At 65.8% G+C, this 24,469-nt stretch carries 17 protein-coding genes, 1 tRNA gene and 1 pseudogene; 6 read left to right on the plus strand and 13 right to left on the minus strand.

Features of this window, described 5'->3' with window-relative positions; genetic code table 11:
* Positions 1 to 171: 171 nt before the first annotated feature.
* From mobF to ACFVJS_RS00935, 4 genes are all read left to right on the plus strand, one after another.
* Positions 172 to 3,714, plus strand: a complete 3,543-nt coding sequence (gene mobF / locus ACFVJS_RS00920; RefSeq protein ID WP_378876499.1) for a MobF family relaxase — start codon at positions 172 to 174, stop codon at positions 3,712 to 3,714.
* Positions 3,715 to 3,808: 94 nt separating this feature from the next.
* Positions 3,809 to 4,150 (plus strand): hypothetical protein, encoded by a 342-nt coding sequence (locus tag ACFVJS_RS00925; RefSeq protein WP_378876501.1) that lies wholly within the window; start codon positions 3,809 to 3,811, stop codon positions 4,148 to 4,150.
* A 25-nt stretch (positions 4,151 to 4,175) separates the two neighbouring features.
* Entirely contained in the window at positions 4,176 to 4,496 is a 321-nt protein-coding gene (locus ACFVJS_RS00930) for a hypothetical protein (protein ID WP_378876503.1), read from the plus strand.
* A 295-nt stretch (positions 4,497 to 4,791) separates the two neighbouring features.
* Entirely contained in the window at positions 4,792 to 6,051 is a 1,260-nt protein-coding gene (locus tag ACFVJS_RS00935) for a DNA cytosine methyltransferase (protein ID WP_378876505.1), read from the plus strand.
* Positions 6,052 to 6,151: 100 nt separating this feature from the next.
* Here the strand turns inward: ACFVJS_RS00935 and ACFVJS_RS00940 are convergent, their stop codons facing one another.
* The 13 genes from ACFVJS_RS00940 to ACFVJS_RS01000 all read right to left on the minus strand — a co-directional run bounded on the left by ACFVJS_RS00940 (position 6,152) and on the right by ACFVJS_RS01000 (position 22,355).
* Positions 6,152 to 7,078, minus strand: coding sequence for a NaeI family type II restriction endonuclease (locus ACFVJS_RS00940; RefSeq protein WP_378876507.1), 927 nt, complete (start codon positions 7,076 to 7,078; stop codon positions 6,152 to 6,154).
* Positions 7,079 to 7,128: 50 nt separating this feature from the next.
* Positions 7,129 to 7,629, minus strand: a complete 501-nt coding sequence (locus ACFVJS_RS00945) for a very short patch repair endonuclease (RefSeq protein WP_378876509.1) — start codon at positions 7,627 to 7,629, stop codon at positions 7,129 to 7,131.
* Positions 7,630 to 7,821: 192 nt separating this feature from the next.
* The gene (locus ACFVJS_RS00950) at positions 7,822 to 8,829 is read right to left on the minus strand and encodes a RecB family exonuclease (protein WP_378876511.1); all 1,008 of its coding nucleotides are present in this window, start codon (positions 8,827 to 8,829) and stop codon (positions 7,822 to 7,824) included.
* Entirely contained in the window at positions 8,826 to 14,303 is a 5,478-nt protein-coding gene (locus ACFVJS_RS00955; protein WP_378876513.1) for a DEAD/DEAH box helicase, read from the minus strand. The genes ACFVJS_RS00950 and ACFVJS_RS00955 overlap by 4 nt, the downstream gene beginning before the upstream one ends.
* 18 nt (positions 14,304 to 14,321) lie before the next feature.
* A complete protein-coding gene (locus ACFVJS_RS00960) occupies positions 14,322 to 15,221 on the minus strand; it encodes a hypothetical protein (RefSeq protein WP_378876515.1) in 900 nt (299 codons plus the stop codon).
* 23 nt (positions 15,222 to 15,244) lie between these two features.
* On the minus strand, positions 15,245 to 17,317 hold the full coding sequence (locus ACFVJS_RS00965) for a hypothetical protein (RefSeq protein WP_378876517.1): 2,073 nt from the start codon (positions 17,315 to 17,317) through the stop codon (positions 15,245 to 15,247).
* Between the two features lie 229 nt (positions 17,318 to 17,546).
* Positions 17,547 to 18,326, minus strand: a complete 780-nt coding sequence (locus ACFVJS_RS00970) for an HNH endonuclease (protein WP_378876519.1) — start codon at positions 18,324 to 18,326, stop codon at positions 17,547 to 17,549.
* A 114-nt stretch (positions 18,327 to 18,440) separates the two neighbouring features.
* Positions 18,441 to 18,590, minus strand: coding sequence for a hypothetical protein (locus tag ACFVJS_RS00975; protein ID WP_378876521.1), 150 nt, complete (start codon positions 18,588 to 18,590; stop codon positions 18,441 to 18,443).
* 34 nt (positions 18,591 to 18,624) lie between these two features.
* Positions 18,625 to 18,876 carry a hypothetical protein gene (locus tag ACFVJS_RS00980; protein ID WP_378876523.1) on the minus strand — a complete coding sequence of 84 codons (252 nt, stop codon included), beginning with the start codon at positions 18,874 to 18,876 and terminating at the stop codon, positions 18,625 to 18,627.
* Positions 18,877 to 19,213: 337 nt separating this feature from the next.
* Complete coding sequence (locus tag ACFVJS_RS00985) at positions 19,214 to 20,326, minus strand: helix-turn-helix domain-containing protein (protein ID WP_378876525.1); 1,113 nt, start codon at positions 20,324 to 20,326, stop codon at positions 19,214 to 19,216.
* Between the two features lie 15 nt (positions 20,327 to 20,341).
* Positions 20,342 to 21,064 carry a hypothetical protein gene (locus ACFVJS_RS00990; protein ID WP_378876527.1) on the minus strand — a complete coding sequence of 241 codons (723 nt, stop codon included), beginning with the start codon at positions 21,062 to 21,064 and terminating at the stop codon, positions 20,342 to 20,344.
* A gap of 365 nt (positions 21,065 to 21,429) precedes the next feature.
* Positions 21,430 to 21,515 (minus strand) — tRNA-Leu (locus ACFVJS_RS00995).
* 72 nt (positions 21,516 to 21,587) lie between these two features.
* Entirely contained in the window at positions 21,588 to 22,355 is a 768-nt protein-coding gene (locus ACFVJS_RS01000; protein WP_378876529.1) for a glycerophosphodiester phosphodiesterase, read from the minus strand.
* Between the two features lie 103 nt (positions 22,356 to 22,458).
* On the opposite strand from ACFVJS_RS01000, the gene ACFVJS_RS01005 reads away from it, so the two are divergent.
* Together ACFVJS_RS01005 and ACFVJS_RS01010 are read left to right on the plus strand one after the other, a co-directional pair.
* A complete protein-coding gene (locus tag ACFVJS_RS01005) occupies positions 22,459 to 23,751 on the plus strand; it encodes a M20/M25/M40 family metallo-hydrolase (protein WP_378876531.1) in 1,293 nt (430 codons plus the stop codon).
* A gap of 103 nt (positions 23,752 to 23,854) precedes the next feature.
* Positions 23,855 to 24,469 (plus strand): annotated as a pseudogene (locus tag ACFVJS_RS01010) (hypothetical protein); the annotation flags it as partial.

Genomic DNA, 24,469 nt, shown 5'->3' on the forward strand with positions numbered 1-24,469 from the left:
ATCAAGCTTGCCGATCTGCTGCGCTCTGACCCGGCCTGTCTCGCTCCAAGGTGCGCCGACCTCCCCAGGCTCCCTCTGCGCCCTTCACGGCACCACACGCGTGGCAGATCGAGGGGGTCTCAGTGATTCGCCGGGTGCTGACGCACACCTCAGGGCCACGAGGTGAGGTCCATGGTGGTGTCGATGCGGGTGATGCACGCCGGCGACGGCTACAAGTACTTCGTACGTAGCGTGGCAGCCGCCGACGGCAACCGCGCAGCATCCACGCCGCTGACGCGCTACTACGCCGAATCGGGAACGCCTCCCGGCAGATGGCTCGGCTCAGGTCTGCAGGCTCTCGGCGCGCGCCAGATCACTGATGGTTCTCAAGTCACAGAGGCGCAGCTCGCCCTGTTGATAGGGATGGGCCGAGACCCAGTCTCTGGTGATCCACTCGGCCGCGCGTACCCCGACTACAAGTCGGCCGATGAACGAGTCGCCGATCGCGTACGCCACCTCGACCCCACCCTCAGCGACGACGACCGCGCGACCGAGACCGCACGAATCGAAGTCGAAGAAGAAGCCCAATCCGGGAGACGGGCCGTGGCTGCGTACGACTACACCTTCAGCGTCCCCAAGTCGGTCTCGATCTTGTGGGGCATCGCCGACGCCACCACCCAGGAACTGCTCCTCGCAGCACACCACGCCGCCGTCGCTGACGTGATCGACTACGTCGAAAGAGAAGTGGCCGCCACCCGCGCCGGCGTCGCGAACTCCGACGGCGCCGTCTCTCAGGTCAGGGTCGAGGGGATCATCGCTGCCGCCTTCGATCACTGGGACTCGCGCACCGGCGACCCGCAGCTCCACACCCACGTGGTCATCTCCAACAAGGTCAAAGCCACGCTCGACTGCCGCTGGCGCAGCCTCGACAGCCGACCGATGCATGCCGCGGTCACCGCCGTTTCCGCGCACTACAACGCGGTGCTCGCCGACCGGATCACCGGAACCTTCGGACTCGTGTGGGAGCAGCGGGGGAGAGAAGCAGACTACAACCCGCAGTGGGAAATCGCCGGTGTTGATGAGGCCATGATCAAGGAGTTCTCCAACCGGTCTCGCGCCATCGAGGTGGAGAAGAGCCGCATGATCGACGAGTACGTCGCCAGGCACGGACGCCGTCCCAACAACGCCACCATCGTCGCCCTCCGCGCCCGAGCGACCCTCGCCACCCGCCCCGAGAAACAGTTGCGGTCATTGCTCGATCTGACCACCGAATGGCGTCTCCGCGCCGGTCGGCTCCTCCGTTGCGACGCCACGTCCTGGGCGCGCGGCTTGACGCGGCCTTCCCGCCCGGCGGCCGTGAGGGCCGAGCAGATTCCGGCGGAGCTCGTCGAAAAGATCGGCCGCAGTGTCGTGGCCGAGGTCGAGCGCAAGCGGTCGACCTGGCGTCACTGGAACCTCTGGGCAGAAGCCTCCCGCCAGACCATGCACTGGCGATTCCCCGACGCCTCCGAACGCGAAGCCGTCGTCAGCAAGATCGTCGAGTCGGCCGAAGCCCACTCGCTCGCGCTCACTCCGCCCGAACTGGCCCCTAGCCCGCCTGAGTTCCAGAGGGAGGACGGTACGTCGGTGTTCCGGCCGCGGCACGTCACCAGATACTCATCAACTGCGGTGATCGCAGCCGAGGCCCGGCTCTTGGAACGCGCCGAGTCCTACACCGCCCCGAGGCTGAGCCCCGCAACGGTCAGCTGGGCCGTACGCCGCACTCACCAGGGTCGCCCCCTCACCCGCAACCAAGCCGACGCCCTGGAGTCGATCGCCACCTCGGGCCGACTGATCGACCTCCTTGTCGGTCCAGCCGGCGCTGGGAAGACCACCGCCATGCACGCCCTCCTCACCGCCTGGCGGCGCGAGCACGGTCGAGGCAGCGTCGTCGGCCTCGCGCCATCCGCTGCCGCAGCGGGCGTACTCGGCGGAGACCTCGGCATCCGCTGTGAGAACACCGCGAAGTGGCTTCACGAACACGCCGCCGGCAACGCGCGCCTCCACCGAGGCCAGCTCGTCATCATCGACGAGGCCACCCTCGCTGACACGACCACCCTCGACCAGATCACCAGCCTCGCCGCGATCGCCGGCACGAAGGTTCTGCTGGTGGGGGACTGGGCACAGCTCCAGTCCGTCGATGCCGGTGGAGGTTTCACCCTGCTGGCAGCCGCGCGGCCAGATGCCCCAGAGCTCCTCGAGGTCCACCGCTTCAGAAACGCCTGGGAGCGCGAAACAAGCCTCGACATGCGAGCCGGCCGCCTGGAAGCCGTCACTGCGTACGCCCGCCACGACCGCCTCCGTGACGGAAGCACCGACGAGATGCTCGATGCCGCCTACGTCGCTTGGATCGCCGACCAGAAGGACGGCAAGGCCAGCATCCTCGTCACCGAAACCACCGAGACCGTCCACGCGCTCAACGCCCGCGCGCGAGCCGAACGTATCCTCACCGGTCAGACCCAAGCCTCCCGCGAAGTCACCCTCGCCAGCGGCGAGCCCGCTTCAATCGGTGACGTCGTGATCACCCGCCGCAACGACCGCCGCCTTCGTTCCCTGCGTGGCGTCTGGGTCCGCAACGGCGACCGCTGGCGCATCGACGATGTCGGCAAGGACGGCAGTGTGGTCGTCTCCCACCAGACCGGCCACGCCGCCACCCTCGTCCTCCCCGCCGACTACGTCTCCGAGCACGTCGACCTCGGCTACGCCATCACCGCCCACCGCGCCCAAGGCATCACCGTCGACACCGCCCACGTCCTCGCCTCCTCGAGAACGACGAAGGAGAACCTGTACGTCTCCATGACCCGCGGCCGTGACGCCAACACCGCCTACGTCGCCCTCGACCAGCCCGACGACACCCACGTCAGCCACTCCAACGACGGCGAGAGAAGCGCCCGCACCGTGCTCTGCGGTGTGCTCCAACACTCCGGCGCCGAGCTCTCCGCCCACCAGGCCATCACCGCCGAACACGAGACCTGGAGTTCCATCGCCCAGCTCGCAGCCGAGTACGACACCATCGCCGCCATCGCCCAACGCGACCGCTGGGCCGACCTCGTCCGCCGCTCCGGGCTATCCGAATCCCAAGCCGAAGACGTCATCGCGAGTGACGCTTTCGGTCCGCTGGCGGCGGCACTACGCCGAGCCGAAGCCAGCGGACACAGCATCGAGCGGCTACTTCCACGAATAGTCGCTCGACGCGACCTGGCCGACGCGGACGACATCGGCGCCGTCATCCAACACCGGCTCCGCATGGCAGCAAGTTCGAAACCAGCACGTCGAGCATCTGCTTCCTTACCCCAGCGCCATATTGCTGGCATGATCCCCGAAGCCACGGGCTTCATGCCTACGGCGATGCGCGAAGCGCTCGACGAGCGCAAGAACCTCATCGAAGCACGCGCCAGCGCGCTCGCCGAGTCAGCAACGGTTGATGGTCCAGTGTGGATCCGCCGACTCGGAGAGCCGCCAGCATCCCCGGTAGCGCGCCGCAACTGGATTGCCGCGGTCGCAACGATCGCCGCGTACCGCGACCGCTACCAGATCGCCAGTGACCTCCCGCTGGGACCCGGCGCCCGAAGCGAAGCAGAGCGAGCTGACCGGACCCACGCCCTCGCGGCCCAGCGTCGAGCGACAAGCCTCGCCTCTACCCAGCCAGCAGCCCGAACGCCGTCCGCGGTGTCGTCGCACCCAGTCCCCAGATAGCCGCCTCAGTGGACGTTTATCCACAGGCCACGACGTCGGTTACGGAGCGCGTGGATCGTGGAGCGAAACCCCTGCCCCGACCGGAGGCCGACCCATGCTCACGATCCTCTTGCTGCTTGTCTGGCGCACTGTCGCCACCCTCCACGGCTACGTCAAGGCGTGCGCTCCGTCCAACATTGCCGTCGCCTACCTCCGTGGTCCACGGGGACTCAAGTGGGTCATTCCGTCTGCGGTGGTCGCGGTTCCGACGTACCTATGCGCGGCGTGGCTGGTCGTCGGCCTCGTCGACCGTGGCGCGACGGAGTGGCTGTACGTGGCAGTCCTTGTCGCCTACCTGGACGCCTGCAAATTTGCAGCCCTTGCGCTCGTCGTACCGCTACGGTGGGCGAGAGCGGCCGTCGCAGGCCCCGCAGACCGACGACGCGCCAGCATCTGAGTCAAAGATCGGAGTTGCGGACGACATGTACGTCTACCTCGATAGCGCGCCTGAAAACATCATCCCCGAGTTGGCGCTCGATGCCGACCATGTCCTGCCTGACCGTTGGAACGGTTGGCTACGTCCTATTGCCACCGCTCGGGCATTCGGCGAATTCCTTGACTCTTGGCGGGTGAACGATCCGAACGGCATCTGGGGCTACGTGACGGAGGTCGGTGACACGCTTGTCTCCTCCCGCCCTGACGATGACGAGCCCGCTGAAGAGTTCCCCCGAGTAGGCGAGTTACCCGACGGCACCGCGCTGTACGACTTAACCGGCTGGACATGGATCGGTGAAGCTGGCTAGTCAATCGGGGATGCTTGCCCCCTCGCGTCCATAGGAGGATCAGGCCGACGGGGGATCTCGAGGGCAGCTAAAGGGCGTTGGCGCAGTCAGAGGTTTGGTGTTGCCAGGTACGGTGAGCGCTTGACCAATGTGAACATGTGTTCGAATATAGAACACGAGTCTCGGCGCCTGGCGGGGAGGTGCCTGCCGACGCGACTGCCGACTCGTCGGTCTATTACCCTTTCGGGGTCCGCTTGGTGTGGCGCCCCGGATCGAACTGATCATCACAGTAAGTTGAGGTATGCGAGGTGTTGCTATGGGCGATCTAACGGTTGTTGAGATCTGTGCAGGCGCCGGGGGGCAGTCCCTTGGGCTCGAACTGGCTGGCTTCGAGCACCGTTTGGCTGTTGAGCTCGATGAGAACGCTGCCGCAACCCTCAAGGCAAACCGGAACTGGGAAGTTGCTGTTGGCGACGTAGCTGATCCCTCCGTGTGGGAACCGATGGAGTACGCCGAGGGCCTCGATCTGTTGGCCGGTGGCGTGCCGTGCCCGCCGTTCTCGATCGCCGGCAAACAGTTGGGTGCAAGCGACGAGAGAGACCTCTTCGCGTGGGCTGTTGAGCTTGTGGGCCGCATGCAACCTCGCGCTGTGCTGCTGGAAAACGTCCGAGGCCTGTCGATGCCGCGCTTCGCCGCGTACCGGCAGCACGTTAAGGATCGGCTAGCCGAACTGGGTTACTGGTCCGACTGGAAGCTGCTTGAGGCTCGAGACTTTGGTGTGGCGCAGCTTCGGCCGAGGTTCATTCTGGTTGGTCTTCGCGAAGAGGACTCTCGGTACTTCGACTGGCCTGAGCCAACGCCCTACACGGGGACGGTCGGTACGGCGCTCCGCGATCTGATGGCGCAAGGGGGCTGGCAGGGTGCCGATGCATGGGCGAAGCGCGCGAACGGCATTGCCCCAACCATCGTGGGCGGCTCCAAGAAACACGGCGGTGCAGACCTCGGGCCAACACGAGCAAAGCGAGCGTGGGCTGAACTTGGTGTGGACGCAATGGGTGTCGCGGATGAGCCGCCGAAGGCTGATTACCCCGAGAACTTCGTTCCCAAACTGACGACAGAAATGGTCGCACGGATCCAGGGGTGGCACGGGAGCGACGAATACCGGTGGGAGTTCACCGGCCGCAAGACCAGCCGCTACCGCCAGATTGGCAACGCTTTCCCGCCGCCGGTCGCTCGTGCGGTTGGCGACGCCATTGCCGCAGCACTCAAGCACGAGGGCACGCCTCGCGACCTCGGCGAAACCGTGGTTGAGGTGATGCATGATCCCGTCTACGTCGCATTGAAGGGCGCCACCAAGCCGCTGACCACGCGCCAGATTGTCCGACTGTCGCGCGGAGCTGTGGATGCCCGCGAGGTCGAACAGCGTCTCGGCCGGCTCTCGCGAGACTTCCAGATCAAAGAAGACGGCGAGGGGGACGAGCGCACCTATGTTCTAGGGGAGTTCAAAGGCTTCATTGGGCAAGAGGACCATCTCCGACACCTCGCCTTCGAGAAGGCGAGGTCGACGATCAGCTGATGGCGGGGCGCTCTCGTCCGCCGTCGGGTACTCTCGTTGGTGGTCCTCCGGAGTTGGTAGTTGACGGCCGCTTCGCTGTTGGGCCTTGAAGCCTGATCGGTCATCGCGGCACCACTGGCGCTGGCCGTGTAGTTGGCCTGTTGTCAGGCACGGCCTGCCACCACTCGCCCGCGATCTCGACGCCGATCTCCGGTAACGAGGGCTCAACCCGCACGCTGACTACCTCGCCCGGCTCGGGAACCACGGTGCCGAGTGCGGACGCGATGTTGCGCTGAATGGAGTAGTCACCGCCAAGGATGAGAAAGCCCTCGGGGCGGAGCGCGCTTCGGGCGCCGCCGTTGTCGCGTACCCGCTTCATATAGTCGTCCTGCTGCGCGACGGTCGCGATGATGTTGCGCGAGATGCGCCGATTGGTGGCTCGGCGCAGAAGCTCGTTGATCCGGGCCTGGCCACTGCGTGCGGACATGATCTGGGAGACCGTGGCCGGGCTCATCTGCAGAAGCGCGTTCGGCTGCATGGCTGCGTCTTTGAACACCCAGTCGATCTGGCTACGACCGTAGGCGTTGAGCCCGGTCTTCTTGTCACGGTTTTCGCTCTGCCGACGATTCACTTCGGTCACCCTGACGACGCCAGCCGACCACGTTGCTGTGCGGTCGTCTGCTTGGGTTACGAGAACGATCTGGTTGAAGCTCTCGACTGGGAGCATCCACTGTCCAGTGTGTGAGTACTTGCAGTCGACCTCATGACCGGCGATCTCGAAGTCGAGGACCACGCCGTCGTTGAACCGGAGCTCACGCTGGAGATTGATCTCGATGAGGGTGCCGAAGTGGGTCTTCTCGGTCTTGAAGAGCTGGTCGACCCGGTACCGCCCAGTCCGCTGGCCGTCGTAGAGCTGATCGAAGGTCGCCCGGAAGACCTTTGCCATCTTCGTCCCGTCGGGGTCGCGCCGCCGCAGATCGGCAACGACTTCGGTCACGCCAGGATCAACACTCTCCGGCGAGAGCCCGGGCAATGGTTCATCGCTCACGGGCGCTGACGATAATGGGAGAACTGCATGCTCCGCTGCATGATCGCTGATCACCGGGGATGTCTCCCGCCTTGGTAAGCGGCTGGAGTACCTGAGCCGCCGGTATCGCTGCTGGCTGTGTGCGTTTGGTCCGCGCTTGAGGCAGCAAGAACAAGCCTGGCTGCGGAGACCGCATCGTGTCGGATGTCGTGCTCCCAGATCCGAACGACCGCCCACCCGAGTGCCTCTGCGGTCTCGACCGCACGTGCGTCCCGGTCCCGAGTTCGTTCCATCTTGGCCCGCCACATCTCCGAGTTCGGGCCGGTGAACGGCTTTGTGCGGCCATGTTCAGGACACGAGTGCCAGTAACAGCCATCGACCCACACGGCGACGCGGCGGCCGGGCAGAACGATGTCTGGCGTGCATGCGGGGGCGAGGCGACGGTGTAGGCGAAACCGAACCCCCAGTGCGTGTAGAGCCCTGCGCAGAGCCATCTCCGGGCCTGTGTTTGTGCTCCTCCGTCCCGACAGGCTCGGGCTTGCGTCAGTCGGCACCCAGCGTTCCGCCACCATTGCATGCTACTGATCGGTCGCAAACGACTCGGAAGTACGGGGGCGTGGTCGACACGGGCTTGTTCGCGGGACAGCCTGGTGACCAGGTAGAACGTCTCGTGTGACAGCCTCGGCAACGCGGTCGGGGACTTCTTGCGCAGACAGGTCATGGACTGCGATCCACCGTGACTACGACCACAATGCACGGTCGGCTCAGTGGCGCGAGCTCGCGGACGTGGTCTGCAGCGCGCCAGCGGGTCCGAACCGCCATCCAGTAGGGGCGTCACTGTCCCCGGTCTTGATAGGGCGAATGCGTACGAGTCGTATCGCCTCGCCCGGCTGGCCTGTCAGCAGGTCGGCCGGGATCTTGCTGACCCAGGTCGGTCCCTGCTCCGTGAGTACGCGGACAGCAGCAACTCCATTGGTTGCAACCTCGATGCGCTCGGCGATCCCCTCAAGACAATCTGCGTCGGGCCATTCAGCAGCTGCGTGCCAGTGGGGCTCACATTCGCAGCGACGATCACAGTAGCGGCATACCTCAAGACTTGGTTGAGCGATCTCGCGGTCGAGTTGTCGGGCGGTCTCGATCGCGGTCAGTGCGGCGTCTATCTCGGCGTCGGTGATCGGCACTAGGACCCTGCCCCGACTCAGCGAGAAGACCTCGGCACGATCCGGGCGTGAGCCGAAGGTGTGCTCGACGAGGTGGGCGTAGACGGCGAGCTGGAACTTGATCGATTCGGGAAGGTCATCATCTAGGAACGTCTGCGTCTTGAGATCGAGCAGAACGATTTCTTCACCAAGCAGGATGAGGTCTGGCTTGCCGCGTAGCCGGAGGTGCGGTTCCCAGAGTTCCGCCTCGGAGACGATCTGCTCAGGCGCGCGTGTGCCGATCAATTCAACGACCGCAGGCCCGCGTGCGATCAGACGCGCCCGTGCCAGCGTCCAACCGGGTGGGAGGTCGCCCGGCAACTCGGCCACGCACGTGCTGACGGCGTGCTTCAGCGCGCCAACCGGGTCGGTGTCGTGGTACCCGCCACTGCGAATCCATCTCTCCAGAGCTCTATGTGCAAGGGTGCCTGCGTTCACGTCAGATGTATCGGCCAGGTCGGTCGGACTCGTGGCTCCACCAACGAGCGGGCGGACCGACGCCGGGCACTGGATCATGCGCCAGGCGCGGGTAGGTGAGAGCCACTCCTTCGGAACGTGCTCGACGTCAGTCACGATCGCGGGAGGACCGTCTCGCACAGCTGGAACACACGGCCGGGGTCGCGGTCCAGAGTCAGGCCGTCGACGTAGATGACCGGCGCGTTCGGCACCGCGATCTCCGCGAGCGCTGTCGCTTCCGCCAACCGTTCGGCAGTGAAGCTCGCCTCCGAGGCTTCCAGCGGGTGACGGACGATCAGAATGTGGTCGCCGAGCTGGGGATGCCGGAACTTGACCGCGCCAGGGATGCCGGAAATGGGTTCGGCGGTGTATCCGTTCGCCCACGCTTCGGCAGCGCTGTGTAGTAGACCGACATCGACAGCTAGCTGACCCTCCTGGAGTACCTGGAGCAGGTCTCTGGCCAGTCGCCAGTCGAGAAGTGCGTGGTACGACATGTTCCCGTAGTCACGCAGGCAGCGGTAACACGAGGCCAAGCACTCATCGGCGTGATCCGGGTCGGCCAGGTGCGTGAGGTACTTCGTGGCGTCGTCGAGCAGCGTCGGTAGTACCTCGTCGCGTCCAAGGTGGGTCGAGAACCCGGCGCCGTTCTCCAGTGTGTCGGCGATGAACGCGTATGGCGCTGGATCGCCGTCGGCCAGACCAGCGAAGATCCCGGCAACCAGCTCCAGCGGCTCGATATCGAGCTTGGAGGCGGCGACCTTGCGAATCAGGAAGGCAAGCGAGTACCACGCGGCGCGACGGCCGTCGTTGACATCGGGTGCGCCGTACGGCTGGAACGTGGTTGTGAAGTTCAGTCGCAAGCCCTGGTCTGCGATGACCGCCTTCTTAGGGCCAAGGAATAGGAAGTCAGTCGGTTGGATAGCCCCCAGAGCGACGTCGAAGGGGTCTCCCGTGACGGCAATGGCTGGGAGGAGTTCCTTCTCGACCGCCTCCACCGCGACGTAGCCGTCCCAATCGGGTCCCCCAGGTGCGGCCGCCTTGAACTGGAACAGCTTGCCTGCGTTGTCGTTGATGATGAACCGCTTGCCCGGCCCAGAGAACGCCCTGGCGGCATCGAGATCAGCCAGCTGGAGGGATCCTAGATCGGCGAGCGCTCGAGCGGTGATCGACCGCGGCGACCACGAGAAGTTCCCGTCAAAGTCACGCGGTCGAGCGGCCCGGAAGCCCAGCGGCTCGCGGAGCGGCATCTTTGAGAAGCCGTCAGGACCGTTGCCGCACTGTGGGCAGAGTTCGATGTCGCCGAGGTCCTCGTCCGACAGATATGAGCACGAGCGGCAGAGGTAGATAGTCCGGTCGTGTCCGAGTGCGTCGGTGGATGGGTGACGCGGCGGCCGCCCGTAGGGCTCGAACGCCGCGACCCCGATTGACGTGTGGACCCGGCGGTCGCGGACCAGTTCGCTCATCGGTGCGAACTGACTGACCGCCATCGCTAGGTCGCGGTCGATGACGTTTGCGGGCGGCCACGGGTACGACCGGTGCGGCCGCTCCAGGTACAGGTAGCGGACGCTCGTCGGGAACCCGAACATTGGCAGGACGCCGAACTCGGCCAGTCGCTGACTGAGTTCCTCATGGCCGACGGCGCCCTCGGCGGTAGCAGCATCTATGCGCCCGGGGAGTTCCGCAGCACACGTCGCTGCCAGCGCGATGGCATCCGATGCGAGCGGCGTGCGGTTGGACAGCGCGACCGCCACCCGCTGAACCGTTTGCTGGTTGTGGGCGAGCCAGTCGACCAGGTGCGGCTTGGCGGCCGCCCAGTCATTCACCAGTCCGAACGCGCCGTGAACGTTGTTCGTAGGGTAGAACTCGCCACCTGCACTGATGATCTTTGCCGCCACGACGGGCATGGCGAGCCGCAACACCTCAGCCCGCACCGAGCGTTCGAGGATCTCGCGCCGGTCGACGGCGAGGTATGGCTCTGGCGTTGGGTCGTTGGTGATGCGCTCAGGCTCGTCGAAGTAGTACTCGTCGTGGCTCCGTCCGCGGCAGACGGTTAGCGCGACAGCGACCGGATTGCCGCGGCGCCCGGCCCGGCCGACGCGCTGCTGGTAGTTGAACCTCGTTGGCGGCATGTTGCCCAGTACGACGGCCGACAGCGCTCCGATGTCGACGCCGGCTTCCATCGTGGTGGTGACGCTCAGCAGGTCGATACCGTCGGCGACTTCAATTTCGGCGTTCGGTCCCGAGTCGAGGAAGACACCCTGGAAGCGCGCCTGTCTCGCCTGCGCATCGATACGGTCAGTCTGGCCCGTCAGCTCTTCACAATTGAGCCGGAAACGGCCCGCCTGCCGTGTCGCCTTCCGGCCGTAGTAGTCGTTTTCAAGATCGAGTGGGACGCCAGTCTCCGGCAAGGTTCGATAGCAGCGCGTGCAGTATCCGCAGCCGCGGTTGAGGTGCTGCCGTCCGCAGGTGCCGCACACCCATCCGACCTCGCCGCCCTTTCGCAGCACAACTCGCGATGGGTCGATCAGGAAGTCCTTGACCGCGGTGCCGCAGCGGGCGGCAAACATCGTCGCTAGCTCTTGCTCGCCCGGTCCGCCGGCCTTCTCGATCGCCCGCCAGAAGTTGCGCAGCTGTCGAGGCGGGTCGTCGCGACGAGCGCGCAGCCGGTCGAAGCGACGGGCGTCGGCGAGAACGCGCAGACTTGCCCGCACGTAGGCGAGATCCTTCGTCGCGGGGATGTCGATCGAGTCGTCATCGTCGTCGAGCGCCAGCCAACCCAAGCCGAGCGACTCGAAGTCACGCCTGGCACCCGAGAACAGGCCCTCGAGGATCTCCTGCAGGAGTGAGTTGTTGATGTCCGCGAGTAGGGCCTCCTGCTCGGTGGAGAGATTGGCGCGCAGGCTCGGCGGTGTGGTGCCCCAGTCGTAGAGGCTCGTCCACTTCCGCTCGTTCGAGGTTTCTTCGAGGCTTGCGTGCGGTCCGCCGGGGTTGAGTCCTAGGCTCAGGAGCCTCGCCGCGATGACGCCGGTTGAGGCCTCGATCGTCGGACCCTTGCCGAGACGCGCCACCAGGCCGGGCTCGTCGTCCTTGCTGGTGCCTGGGCGGCCCTCCCAGATCCGGTGGAGTTGCTGGAAGGCGTTCGCGTCACGCTGTTCGAGTCGCTCGATCGCCGCCCACGAGTCCTCGGTCTTCTCGTTGTCGACATAGTGCGCTCGGGCAAGCGCGACATCGGCGATAGCGTCGCCGTGTGCCTGCATTTGCTCGTGGAGCAGTAGGCGCAGCAGGTCTTGGTAGTGGCGGAGACCCAGGCCGGACGACAGCTTGGCGGCGTCCTGTCGGCTGTCGGTGAACATGATGACCTTGCGGTCTTCGCCGAACAGATCGGTCGCCAGCTCGGTGGTGAGAACCTGATTGATCTTCTCGAAACCGGTACGCATCCCGCGGATAGGCGAGCGCTGCGTCGCAGGATCCGTGTGCGGCAGTCGCTTGCCGCCCTTGCCGTACTGGATCTCCCAGTCATCACCGCAGTTGGGACACTGGGTCGGGAACGGACCGACGGTCGTCGGCTTCCGCTTCTCCTGCTTGGCCCTCGGCACGACCGCATGGAACGACCAGCCTGTATGCCCGCCACTGGGCCCCGAGTTCTTGAGCCCACCTGTTGCCGGGTTCAGTGTGCTCCGCCTGAACTCGTACTCGACGCGTTGGTGGTCACGAGTCCAACTGGACTTCTCGACAGCGTCGAGGTTGGCCGCCGCGTTCGGCCAATAGACGAGGTAGTTGGCAGCGGTGCGTTGCAACTGCACCTGGTCGGGCAGTTTGGTCAGCTCGGGGACGTCCGCCAGGAGGAGTGTGTCGACTCGATTCCTCTGCGTCGCGCCCTCGGGGGTGAAGCCGCCGAGCATGACATCGCCGCAGTTCTGGCAGTAGAGCAACTCCAAGACCCGCGCGCCGCACTTACAGCGTGTGACCGGCTCTCGGTACAGGCGCCCGACCGGCCGTGGCTCGCCATCCACGCGCGGAGCAGCCTTGCAGTCGGGGTCGGTACAGGCCCAAACCCCGGGGACGTTGCGGAAAAAGTAGTGGGCTCGGAGCTTCGGATCGGTGTCGACCGAATCGGCTGCGATCGCAGACAGCATCTGCTGGAGCGCAGGCTCGCGGTCCTCGGCTTCCGCGTCTGCGAAGACAGCGGATGCCAGGTCCGCCAGGGTCTTCGCGATCGTGGGCTCGGTGCCGTCATCGCGCTTCTCGATGAAGCCACGGCGAAGCGTGTCGGTGAGCTTCTGGTCGCGGACGTATTGGGCGGTTTCCGTGAAATCTGACGCCAGGATGGCCTTGGCGTGCTCGGCGGTCGCGGTCGGCGCCGACGTGGGCATGTTCAGCACGCCATCAACGAACTCGAACGAGCTGGCGTCCACACCGAAGAACTCTTCGAGGTACTGCTGGTCGCGCTCGGCGTCGATCGATGCAGATGCGGCGAGGATCCGCAGCTGCTCAGGGTGTTCATCAAGGCCCAGGCGCTGCTTGAGGTTGCGGAGCAGGTAGGCGACCTCGGTGCCTGCCGTACCGCGGTACATGTGCAGCTCGTCGACCACAAGCGTAAAGCGATGTTCCGGGTTCGCCTTGAGCCAGGCGCGCGTCGAATCGAAGTAGTGTCCATCGCGCTCGCGAAGGAGCATGACGTTGAGCATCGAGTAGTTGGTAACGAGTACGTCAGGCGGCGCATCGGCCATGTCCCAGCGCGACCGCATCTCGGCGCCATCAAGGCGCGGAACGAAGTACTGAATGTCGTCCCGGCCGGTCTGCTGTGCGACCTGGATTGCGCGCTTGCCACGCTGTTCGGTTGCCGACAGCTCGGCGCGCAGTCGCGCGACGGCTGAGTCGGTTTCGCGGCTACCGGTGACCGGCGTCGCGCCCGTGTAGCGGCCAAAGTAGAACCGGTGGCCGTGCCGATTGGCCTTCAGCCACTCGTGGACAGCATCGCTGTCGAGCGCGTGGCGCATACGCATGAGCTGGTCATCGACAAGTGCGTTCATTGGGTAGAGAACCAGTGCCCGGACCGCGGCGGGCCTACCGGACTCACCGGCACGCTGCGATGCGAACGGTGCGCCCGATTGGCGCCACCAGGGGTCGACCCCTGCCGGTCCGCCCGTCCACGACTTTGACTCCTCAAGGAGCGAGCCAAGCACCGGCAGCAGGAAAGACTCCGTCTTGCCGGACCCGGTGCCAGCCGTCACGATCATGTTCGTGCCGGCGGTCATTCCGGCCTTGAGCGCGTGCTCCTGGTGGAGATAGAGCGGACGGTTGGGCGGGATGAGGCCGCAGGCCGCGAAGTCGGCCAGCTCGGGAGGGGCGCCGCATTCAGCCACGGACTCGGCCAGGCTGCGCGGTGCGGCAGCGTACTCGGGACGAAGTTCGACCAGTGGCAGGCGGTACGTGCCCTTGTCGATGTCCAACAAGTCGCGGCGTTCGTCTTGTAGACGCCTGTCATCCAGCCCGAATGGTGTGTCGTAATAGCGGAAGTACGCCTGACGGAGCCTGTTGAAGGTGCCGATGACATCGAGGCCGTGACCCTCGAGTTCAGTTGCAACCACTGATACCTCCGAGCCGATTCATGCGATCTGGGTCACTTTCTGGCGCACGGACTCTCCCACTTGCTCGGCCACCTCTTGGGGCACATTCGAATATATGGCTGTTCTGGCGGTCTGTCCGAACTTCGTTGGCAAGCCACTGCAGAGCACGAGTGCACGGGCCTGAAGCGGCGGCAGCGGAGCGCCCTGGTCGACGAAGACGGTCCCGATCTCTTCACCGTCGCTGACGCGGTCACGCCGCCACCGGATGACGCCGATCTTCAGGGCTGCGAGAGCGTACAAGATCCCGGTGGCGTGGTCCGTCCGGAACCAGCTGTCACCGCGGCGGTAGCTGTAGCTGGGGCGTCCCTGGACGGTCATACGGCACAGCCCGTCGCCGTGCGGCAGGCCGGTCACGAAGCGCAGGTCATCGCTGTGCGGGAGCAGGTGTTCGACATCATCGCTCCAGGCGGGTGGGGCTGCGGGCGTACCCAGATCGATTCGCCGTAGTCCCTGCGCGATGCGTCGGGCAGCTGCGCCTGCATAGTTGACGCCGAGGGCCTCGAGCGCTGCGATGAGCTGAGGAAGCGACTCGGCCTGGACGTAGATGGATGGCGGTGGTGGCAATGCCTGCCCGAACGCAGACGGCTGTTCTTCGATGTGCACCGCAAGGTCGTCGCAGCCTTCGAGCCGGTCGACGAGTCCGGTCCGGCGGGCTCCGGCCAATACGGCCGTACCACCCGACTGCGGAATGAGGACCGCGGCCGCCGGCGCAACGGCCCATCGTCCGTTCTGCCAATCGATCTCGGCGTGGCCCAGGGCCGATATGTCACGCAGCCAACGGCCGGTCTCGTATGGTTTAGGGTTCAGGTCGGCGGAGCGCGCGGCCCAAGCAATCCGCTGACGCAGGTCACGGACGTCGCCAGAGCCGGTTTCGCTCATCCAGGTCAGGAGTAGATCGGACTTCACTGGTGGCGCTCCCAGGCGGCGACGTAGAGTTTCCAGATCGGGTCATCCAGCCGAACGTTGTGAGCGGCGGTCAGACCGACGTGACGGTCCACGTCCGTCAGCTCGCGGAAGGCGGGCTCGGCAACGCGCAGGCGGACGGCCTGCCAGCCGGTCGTTCGTCGTTGCAGCAGCCACGCGCCGCGGTCGGGCGACACGTCGAAGCACATGAACGATGCGTGCTCCAGGCAGGTCGGGACGGGCGGCTCTGCCAGCTTGGTGACGTGGCCGCGGTGATCGACGACCCAGTTCTCGAGTGCGCCTCGCCGCGCCAAGATCGTCTTGCTCGCGGAGTCCGTGGCGGCGGTCGTCGCCCCGCAGATATCGGCGTCGCCGGTCACCTCGCGGATCTGGTCGTCGACCCAGGCCAAGCTGCCGAGACCCGGAGGATTCCAGTCGGCGTCCGGTCCCGGGCTGACGTGGAAGGGGAGTGTTTCCCCGTCGGCCTCAATGGTGTGTGTCCCAGGCTCGTACGGACCGAGTCGTGCGAACGGGAACGGAAACATCGAGGCGCGAATGCCCTGGGGTGGTGACCCATCCAGTACGACGTCAACGGTTCGTGGCTCAGTGCCGACAGGCAGTTCCAGATCGGGTTCTCCACCGGCCAGATAGGTGTTGCGACTCAGGCTCTTGAACAGCGGGAGGCCGTTGACGAGCCGTGGTCGGACCGTCGTTCCGAGGCGGATCTGCCCGGCCGCCGCACCGGGCAACTTCCGGATCGCGGCTGTGAGCGCGTCACGATCGGAGAACGTCACCCGGAAGTAGATGGCATAGCCGCTCAGGATGTCGTTCGCGATCGCGTCGGCCACCTTCCGCCAACCGGTGTCAGCCGCCGTGCCGAGGGCTTGTTCGACGGCGGACGCGAAATCGGTGGTGACTGCGACGACATGCTCCTCGTACGCCTCTAGCGCATCGACCGACATCCAGCCGCCAGCGTGGGCACTCTCGATGAATGCGAGAAACTTGCTCGGCTGGTACTCCGCAACGCATGAACTGCCTCGCGCTGAAAAACCGTGCTGGAGCGCGATGGGCGTGACCGGAGGAAGGCCGTCAGCCGCATACAACGATGAATGATCATCAGGAGTGAGGAGAGCTGTGAACGGCGTGCCGTCGACACGGCCATCGACGATGTCGCCAGGCAGGTCGGCGACCGCCGGGACGACCCACCACGCCTTACCTTGGTCAAGATCCATCGCGAGGCGGATCTCCAGTCGCCGGAGACCCTCAGGGGTCACCACCTTGCCGTCCCACGCGACAGCCAGCCCATGGATGAGAGGTTTCAGATACACGTGCATGGCGGGCTCGTCGAGCGCCTCGACGAAGCGCTCGCTGAACCCGCGTGAGCGACGGTGCGTCCAGACCTTGAGGAGGCTCAGAAGTGCGTCGGGACCCGGCACGCCAGCACGGGTGAGGTTCATCCGATCAAAGAACCGTGTGAGGACTGCACGGTCGCTGCGGCGAACAAGGGTCTGTGAAAGCGGGTAACCGATCCGCCGTAGATCGGGATCCTCGCGAATCGTCGACGTACCGAACGCCCCGGCCCGCTCGGACAGCCAGGCGTCGAAGCCCTGCCAGAGCGTGGTGAGATCGAGCGATCCTTGCTGACGCAGAACGAGTCGCAGGTCTTCGACCTCGTGGTCGGCGCCGTCCGGAAGAAAGGCCCGGGCGAGCCGGGTGTAGTAGTTGTGACGCGCTCCAGATGCATCGGTCCGCATCTCTGACGCGGCAAAGACGCTCAGAGCCAGGATCGGGAGCGTCGGGGGCGGGCTGGTTCGTGGCCCTTGGCGCCAAAGCTTCTCAGCCAGACAGGCCCGCCGAAACATGGCGCCGCGCCGCTGGAGATTGACCAGGCTGCGCACCGCCGCCGCAAGGGAGCGCGGACCGTCCTCAGTGTCGTCAGCAAGCCGCTGCAGCTCGTCGCAGTCGACGAACATGACAACGGGCTGGCCTGCATGTCCGTCCAAGAACTCGTGCGCGAGTCTGGCTTGCCAGCGTGCGTACTCCGGCGCGAGCAGATCCGTGCAGCTTGCCACGGGGCAAGACCATACGGCACCCCACCGACAGATTCGCCGGAATGCGGAGACCGCCCGGACTCGTGCAACCTCGCAGCGTGCCATGGCTGCGCCTTGCTGCCAGTGACGAGCTGCGAGGAATTCAACCGGTTCCTTGACCGTGGACTCGTGATCGGTACGTTTGACGAGCCAAGTCTGGGGTACTTCTCCGACCTCACCTTTTGACTCGGAAGTGCATGGCGAACTCTGCTCAGTCGCCGATGATCGAAGTGATCTTGTCGGCCATCCTCTGACGGTCGGCGGCGCCGAGGCGACGGATGCGTCCGTACACGCGTTCGGTGCGACTCCGCTCGCGCCTGCCCGCAGCGATCCACTTCCGCAAGATCGTGAGCTCGTTCTTCCCCATCCCGCGGACTTCCGGAAGGACCTCGTCGTAGGTTTCTGGGTCGGGAAGCTCGTCACGGATCGGCTCGTTGCAGATGGAGCACTCGGTCTGGAGTTCGTCGACGGACGCACCGCCGAGCCGCTGCCCCGGTACCCGGTGGCCGATGGTCATTCGCGCGGAGCGACCCGGGTATTCGTCATACTCTTCGCCTTGGGCGATCCCACATACCTGGCAAGCGTGGCTGTCGCGCTCCAGCACCTGCCGCCGGACCTTGGCGGAGATGGCATCTCGTTCCATACGCTCGCCGAGCCAAACGCGAGTGCCGACCGCGTCGAGCCGGTAGGTGTTGGCGGGAAGTGACCGGTCATCCTTGTAGCTGGTGATCACCCAGCCGTCTGGACGTAGGTTTCGGAGCCTCCGGTTCAACTGTTCAGCATCCTCGGCCCTTCCCTTTGCCGGAGCGATCGCAGTTCTCAGATCCCGCATCGTGAACGTCGCCCCCAACGGCACGTTGAACTTCAGATACGCCGCGATACGCTTCTCACCGCCAAACTTCTGGGACTTCGTCCCGGGAGTGACCTCGACCTGCCACCAGTTGACGCCATCAGCAGTCTGAGGGCCGTCTGTCTTGTACTGATCCTTCACAGAGCGTGTTCTAGCCGGCTCCGCCGGGAACTGCGTGGTCCTCCGCCATTCTCGTCGTCGTTGACAGACGAAGGGGCGGGCCCAAGGCGCGGGCCCACCCCTTACCCAACCACGTCACTTCGACTTGGACTTGGACGGCGCCTGCGCCAGGGCGCTGGCGGCAGCCGACTTGGCGGCCTTGCTGGACTTCGGGCTGGCGAGCACCTTTGCCGCGGCGGATGCTGCCTTGTTCCCGTCTGTCGCGTGTTCTTTGCCATGTCTCACCTCCTCCCTGGGGCGGTCGAGACGGGAGCATCACTCACGCCGCGACGAGCACGTAGCCGCGGCGCTTGGCCTCCTGGAAGTTGAAGCGGAGCTCGCGCTCCACTCGCTCATCGATGTCCGGAGGCAAGGTGCAGCAGCCGCGACCGCCAGTACCGTATCCGGCAGGCTGGTCTGGGGTGCACCGCAGTTCCGGCGGCACCCCGCGGCGGACGAGGTAGCACAGGTCGTGCTCGCAGTTTCGGCCGATGAGTCTGACGTGACAGCGGTTGTACTGGGCCTCGTTCACGAGCCCTCCTTCGTTCGGGTCGTGAAGACACGACGTAGCGACAGTCGGACCGGTGTTAGGCCGACCTAAGGAGAGGCGCTACGCTGGGATTGGTTTAGGTTGCGTAAGCGCCTCCCCGGGGCGGGTGTTCCAGCACCCGTCCCGGTTTCATTTTCAGTTGGATGACCGGATCAGCGTCCTCGGAAGGTGCTGACAGGCCAGTACTACAACGGTGTGGTTCTCCGCCGAGTTACATCATATGGGCTACCGCCGACATCGGTTCGCGCTGCTATCGGGCAGCTGACGACGCGTGCTTTGATCGGCTGTTCGACGAGTATCCTGCTGCCGGGTTTGAGCCTCACGAAACCTCCTCGGACACCGCGGGGTCACGTACGACCGATAGCCGGGGCCGTGCGCTCTCGATGCCGATCAGATCGCGAATGCGACGCGGTTTCCAGCTCAACTCAGCTGCGAGGTCGGCGATGCCCCGGGAGCCCTCCGTTGATAGTTCGAGCGCTTGGAGTAGAAGCGTGGGCTGCTCGCCTGGGTAGGCGGTCAGCGGCTCGGCAGGTCGCACGTCCTTGATCATCGCGAGCCGCTGGAACGCCCTCCGCAGCGTTGGCTCCGAGACATGGCGCAGCTCGCGCATTCGAAGGAGCAGCGATTCGATCGAAACGCCCCACTTCCTACCGATGCGGTCCAGCGTGTCGAGATCGACCCGCTCGGGCAACTCCTTGTTCATCTCGACCGCTGGGGTGAGGAACGCTGCAGCGAAGGCGTCGGCCTCCTTCTCCTGCTCGACGTCCCCCGGTTTCGGGTCATGGTGCATGAGCAAGTGTCCGAGCTCATGTGCGCAGGTGAATCGGTGCTTGTAGACCTCCATTGACCAGCGAGGACTGGAGACCACGACTGGGCGTCCTTCGAGCTCGCAAGAGAACGCGTCCACGCGCTCGATTGCGTTCTGCGAGGTCACAACCACGACTACTCCGTTGCTCTCCATGGTGGCTACCAGGTGGCGTACAGGACGTGTCCCGAGATTCCAATGGTCACGCAGCAGTGCGGCGGCCTCGGGAGCCGTGGAACTATCGGGGACTTCTGGTAGGTCGACCGCCGGAAACTCCACGTGTCGCTCGAAGACATGGACCAGCTCGCGGATCTGTTCAACCGTGGTCAGCGCTAGCTCCCGGTCGCTGGCGCGCATCGAGCGCAGGCTTCGGAAGTGGACGTGTCCAGTGTCGATGCCGAAGAGCGGCCGCCCGGCCGCGAAGAAGGTCACGTCGACATCGAGAGTCCTGGCCAGCGTAGGCAGGTGCTCCGGCCTCGGCTTGGCCGCACCAGACTCGTACTGGCCTATCGCGGCGGCAGAGACGCCGACCCGCTCGGCAACCTCGTTCTTCTTGAGACCGGCGAGCGTACGTGCTTGACGCAGTCGCTCCCGATCGAACGCGGCGCTGATGGCTGTCAGTGGCAAGTTAGCAGTCACGGTCTACCTATCATCGGTGCCTGTCTCACGCTTCCTGATAATCGGCTTCGGAGGCACTCCGGTGTTGAAGGAGTCGTCATCCCGAACGGCCGTGGTCGGCTTGGTGAGTGGCGGCGCGGGCGGTGTATCGGCGAACTCATCGTCGGTGTAGATGACCACGGGGTCGAGGAACCTCAGGGTGCCGTCGGCGTTGGCGACCACTTCGCCCCAGGTGATCCGCCAGACCCGTGTCGGGTCGGACTCCATTGCCACGACCGCGACACGCTCGTACTGCCCGGACGCGGCCTGGATATCCCTCAGCAGGTCGGGATCGATCTCAACGGGGACGCTCGTTGGGTCCGGCTCGATGTCGAAGAGGGTGGGCTCAGACTCGGGAATCCGGTGAAACATTGCCGCTCGTGACGGGCTGGTGACGAAGGGCGTGTTGTTGGGGTCCCCGCCGAGTGGCGGACGCCAAGGCACCAGGAGCGTGTCGCCGATGATGGGAAGCGAGTAGCCGGCGTGGGGCAGCCGGAGCGACGCCGTATTCGGCCAGCGGCCAGTGATCGCGTGCACGACGTTCGCGGGCAGCGCATGCCAGATGGCGCCATAGACGATCTGGCCAGACTGTCCGGAGGCCTTCTGTGCCTCTACGTGGCGGCGGTGGGTCGCGAGCAGCTCTGTCACCACGAGCTTGCGCAACTCGTCGGTCCTGTCGCCAAACAACGGTGGTCTGTCCTCGGACATGTGGTTCCCCCCTACGATAATGACGATCCGATACTTCAGCATCCGTCGGAGAGACCGTACCAGACACTTTAGAAATTGTCGTACTACGATCAACTTGACCTTATGTGTGCTTCGCGCTGCTGCTTGCCATCGCTTGCAGGCGTCCCTGACGTCGGGCCCGGCGGAGGCTGCCGGAGCCTGCGGGCGAGGGTGACATCGCTCGGAGAGACGATCGGGCGGGCCGTCGAAGGGGAGTCAGCGCTATCCTGCCGGAGACAACACAACAGCAGGTCTGTGCGCCGATCTGCCCTACGGCTGCCCTATTAGGCGATCCTGAGGTCTCGGGAAATGCGAGAAACCCCAGGTCTCCCTGGGGTTTCTCTCTGTGCGCGAGGGGGGACTTGAACCCCCACCCACTAATACGTGGACTAGCACCTCAAGCTAGCGCGTCTGCCTATTCCGCCACCCGCGCGCAACAGGAAGAACATTATCAGGAGGGGGCCCTGGTGCCGAATCGGGGTGGCCCTCCGGGCGGCGGCCCAGGTCAGGCCGGGAGCAGCGCTCGCGCGGGGTGGTTGCTGGTGACCATCCAGACGCGCTTGTCGTGGACGAAACGGCGCAGCCGGCCGGGGTTGTCGACGGTCCAGACGAGGACCTTGATGTTGCGGCGGTGGGCCCAGCGCAGCAGCCAGACGTCGGCGAGACGCTGCTCGACGACGACCAGGTTGGAGCGGCAGCGGCGGATGCGGCCCTCGGGGAAGAACTCCGAGAGCTTGAGGTGGATCAGCTTGAGCGGGTGGTGGCGCCAGTCGACGCCGCCGAGGGAGAGGCCGACGAGGGTCGAGGGGGAGCGGAGGTCGGCCCAGTCGCGCAGGACGCGTACGGACTCGTCGACCATCGTGGTCACGATGAAGCTCTCCTTCATCACCTCGAGCGCGATCTCGGCGGCGTCGATCTCGTGCGGGAGGCCGAGGTGGCGCGACGGAGAGGCGAACTTGAGGTCGATGTGGGCGTGCTTGCCGTGGGCGGCGAGCAGCTCGAGGGCCTCCCGGTAGCGCACCAGGCGGAACGGCGCGAGCCTCGCCAGCGCTGCGTACGTCCTGTCCGCGATCCTCAACCGGCGGCCGATCCGGTCGCGGATGTGGGCGTCGTGGTGGAGGACGAACTCGCCGTCGCGGGTGCGGTGGACGTCGAACTCGACGTAGTCGACCTCCATCCGGACGGCCTCCAGAAGCGACTCCCAGGAGTTGTCGCGGTGCCCCGACTGACGCGCGGCGGCGCGGTGAGCGGAGAGAAGGGCACGCTTCTGCATGCGCCCATGGAAACCCACGCATCCGACCACAACGAAATCCTTTGCCATCACATAGGTGGACGTCAGGCGGCTGTTTGTCGACACCGGTCGATACGGTGGCGGTATGACCAGCGCCGAGACCGAGGTCGTCGACCTCTGCCGTGACCTGATCCGCATCGACACCAGCAACTACGGCAACGACCCGGGACCGGGGGAGCGGAAGGCGGCCGAGTACGTCGCGGCACAGCTCGACGAGGTCGGCATCTCCTCCGAGATCTACGAGTCCGAGCAGGGCCGGGCCTCGGTCGTCGCCCAGTGGGGCGGCTCGACCGGTGACGGCCTTCTCCTGCACGGTCACCTCGATGTCGTCCCGGCCGCGGCCGAGGACTGGCAGGTCGACCCGTTCTCCGGCGAGATCAAGGACGGGTACGTCTGGGGCCGGGGCGCCGTCGACATGAAGGACTTCGACGCGATGCTGCTCGCGGTCGTCCGCGAGCGCCAGCGCACCGGCCGGATCCCGGAGCGTCCGATCACGCTCGCGTTCACCGCCGACGAGGAGGCCGGCGGGATGAAGGGTGCCCACGTGCTGGTCGAGGACCACGCCGACCTGCTCGCCCACTGCACCGAGGCGGTCGGCGAGGTCGGCGGCTTCTCGACGACGGTGAAGGGACGTCGTCTCTACCTCATCGAGGCGGCCGAGAAGGGCATGGCCTGGATGAAGCTGACCGCCCGCGGCACCGCCGGCCACGGCTCGATGATCAACCGCGACAACCCGATCACCCGCCTCTCCGGCGCGATCGCCCGTATCGGCGCCCACGAGTGGCCGGTGCAGCTGACCCCGACGATGCAGACGCTGCTGGCCGCGGTCGGGGAGATCGCGGGGGAGGAGCCGACCCCGGAGAACGCCGAGCGGCTGGTCGAGGAGTTCGGCCCGGCGGCCCGGATGATCGGCGCCACCCTGCGCAACGTCACCAACCCGACGATGACCAGTGCGGGCTACAAGGTCAACGTCATCCCCACCGAGGCCACCGCCCACGTCGACGGCCGCTTCCTGCCCGGCTTCGAGGACGACTTCTTCGAGACGCTGCGCAAGCTGTGCGGCGAGGGGATCGACATCGAGTTCGACCAGAACCAGATGCCGTGGGAGACGCCCTACGACGGCGCGCTGGTCTCCGCGATGGAGCGCTCGCTGATCGCTGAGGACCCCGAGGCGCTGGTCGCTCCCTATCTGATGTCCGCCGGCACCGACGCCAAGCACTTCAAGCGGCTCGGGATGAGGACGTACGGCTTCGCGCCCCTGCGGCTCCCCGAGGAGCTCGACTTCACCGCGCTCTTCCACGGCGTGGACGAGCGGGTGCCGGTCGATGCGCTCCAGTTCGGGGCGCGCGTCATGGACCGCTTCTTGGATGAGGTCTGAGACGGCAAACTTTCTCGCCGAACGCCCCTCCTCCGACCTCAGTTCCTGATAGGTCTGGGCGGCTGCGAGCAACCGCTCGCCACCCCACACATCAGGAGTGACGATGGATTCCCCACGTATTCATCGGAGGGCCTACGGACGGATCGCCGTCGCCGGTGTCACCACACTGGCTGCGGCCTCCGCTCTCGGGTTCACCGCGACCACCGCAACCGCGGCCGGGCCGGGCCTCGCCAACGCGCCGCGCCACGCCCAACCCAGCGACCCGCTCGTCACCGAGCACCACGACGCCGATCGACGCCATGGGACCGCCAAGCCGACCGCCCGCCAGCGCTCGGCCGCGGCCGCAGCGCCCACAGACGTACGCTGGAACGCGCTCGGGACGCCTGCGTCGGTCGGGCCGGCGAAGGCCCTGGCCAGCGGCCTGCGCGGCAGCCCGACCGAGCGCGCGCAGGACTATCTGGCCGACAACGACGACCTCTTCGGGCTCTCCGCCGCCGAGGTCGCGTCGCTGGAGAAGGTGCTGGTCAAGCCCATCGGCGAGGGCACCGTGGTCACGCTGCGGCAGAGGTTCGGCGATCTGCCCGCAGGCCACGACGGCCTGGTCTCGGTGCTGCTCCACGACGACAAAGTCGTCCGGGTCACCTCCTCGCTCGCGCGGCATCGTCGTGACCATGGACACCTGGATCTCCGGGTGGCGCCCGCGCGACCTGAGCACCTC

It is taken from the genome of Nocardioides sp. NPDC057772 (assembly GCF_042798075.1).
Classification (GTDB): Bacteria; Actinomycetota; Actinomycetes; order Propionibacteriales; family Nocardioidaceae; genus Nocardioides.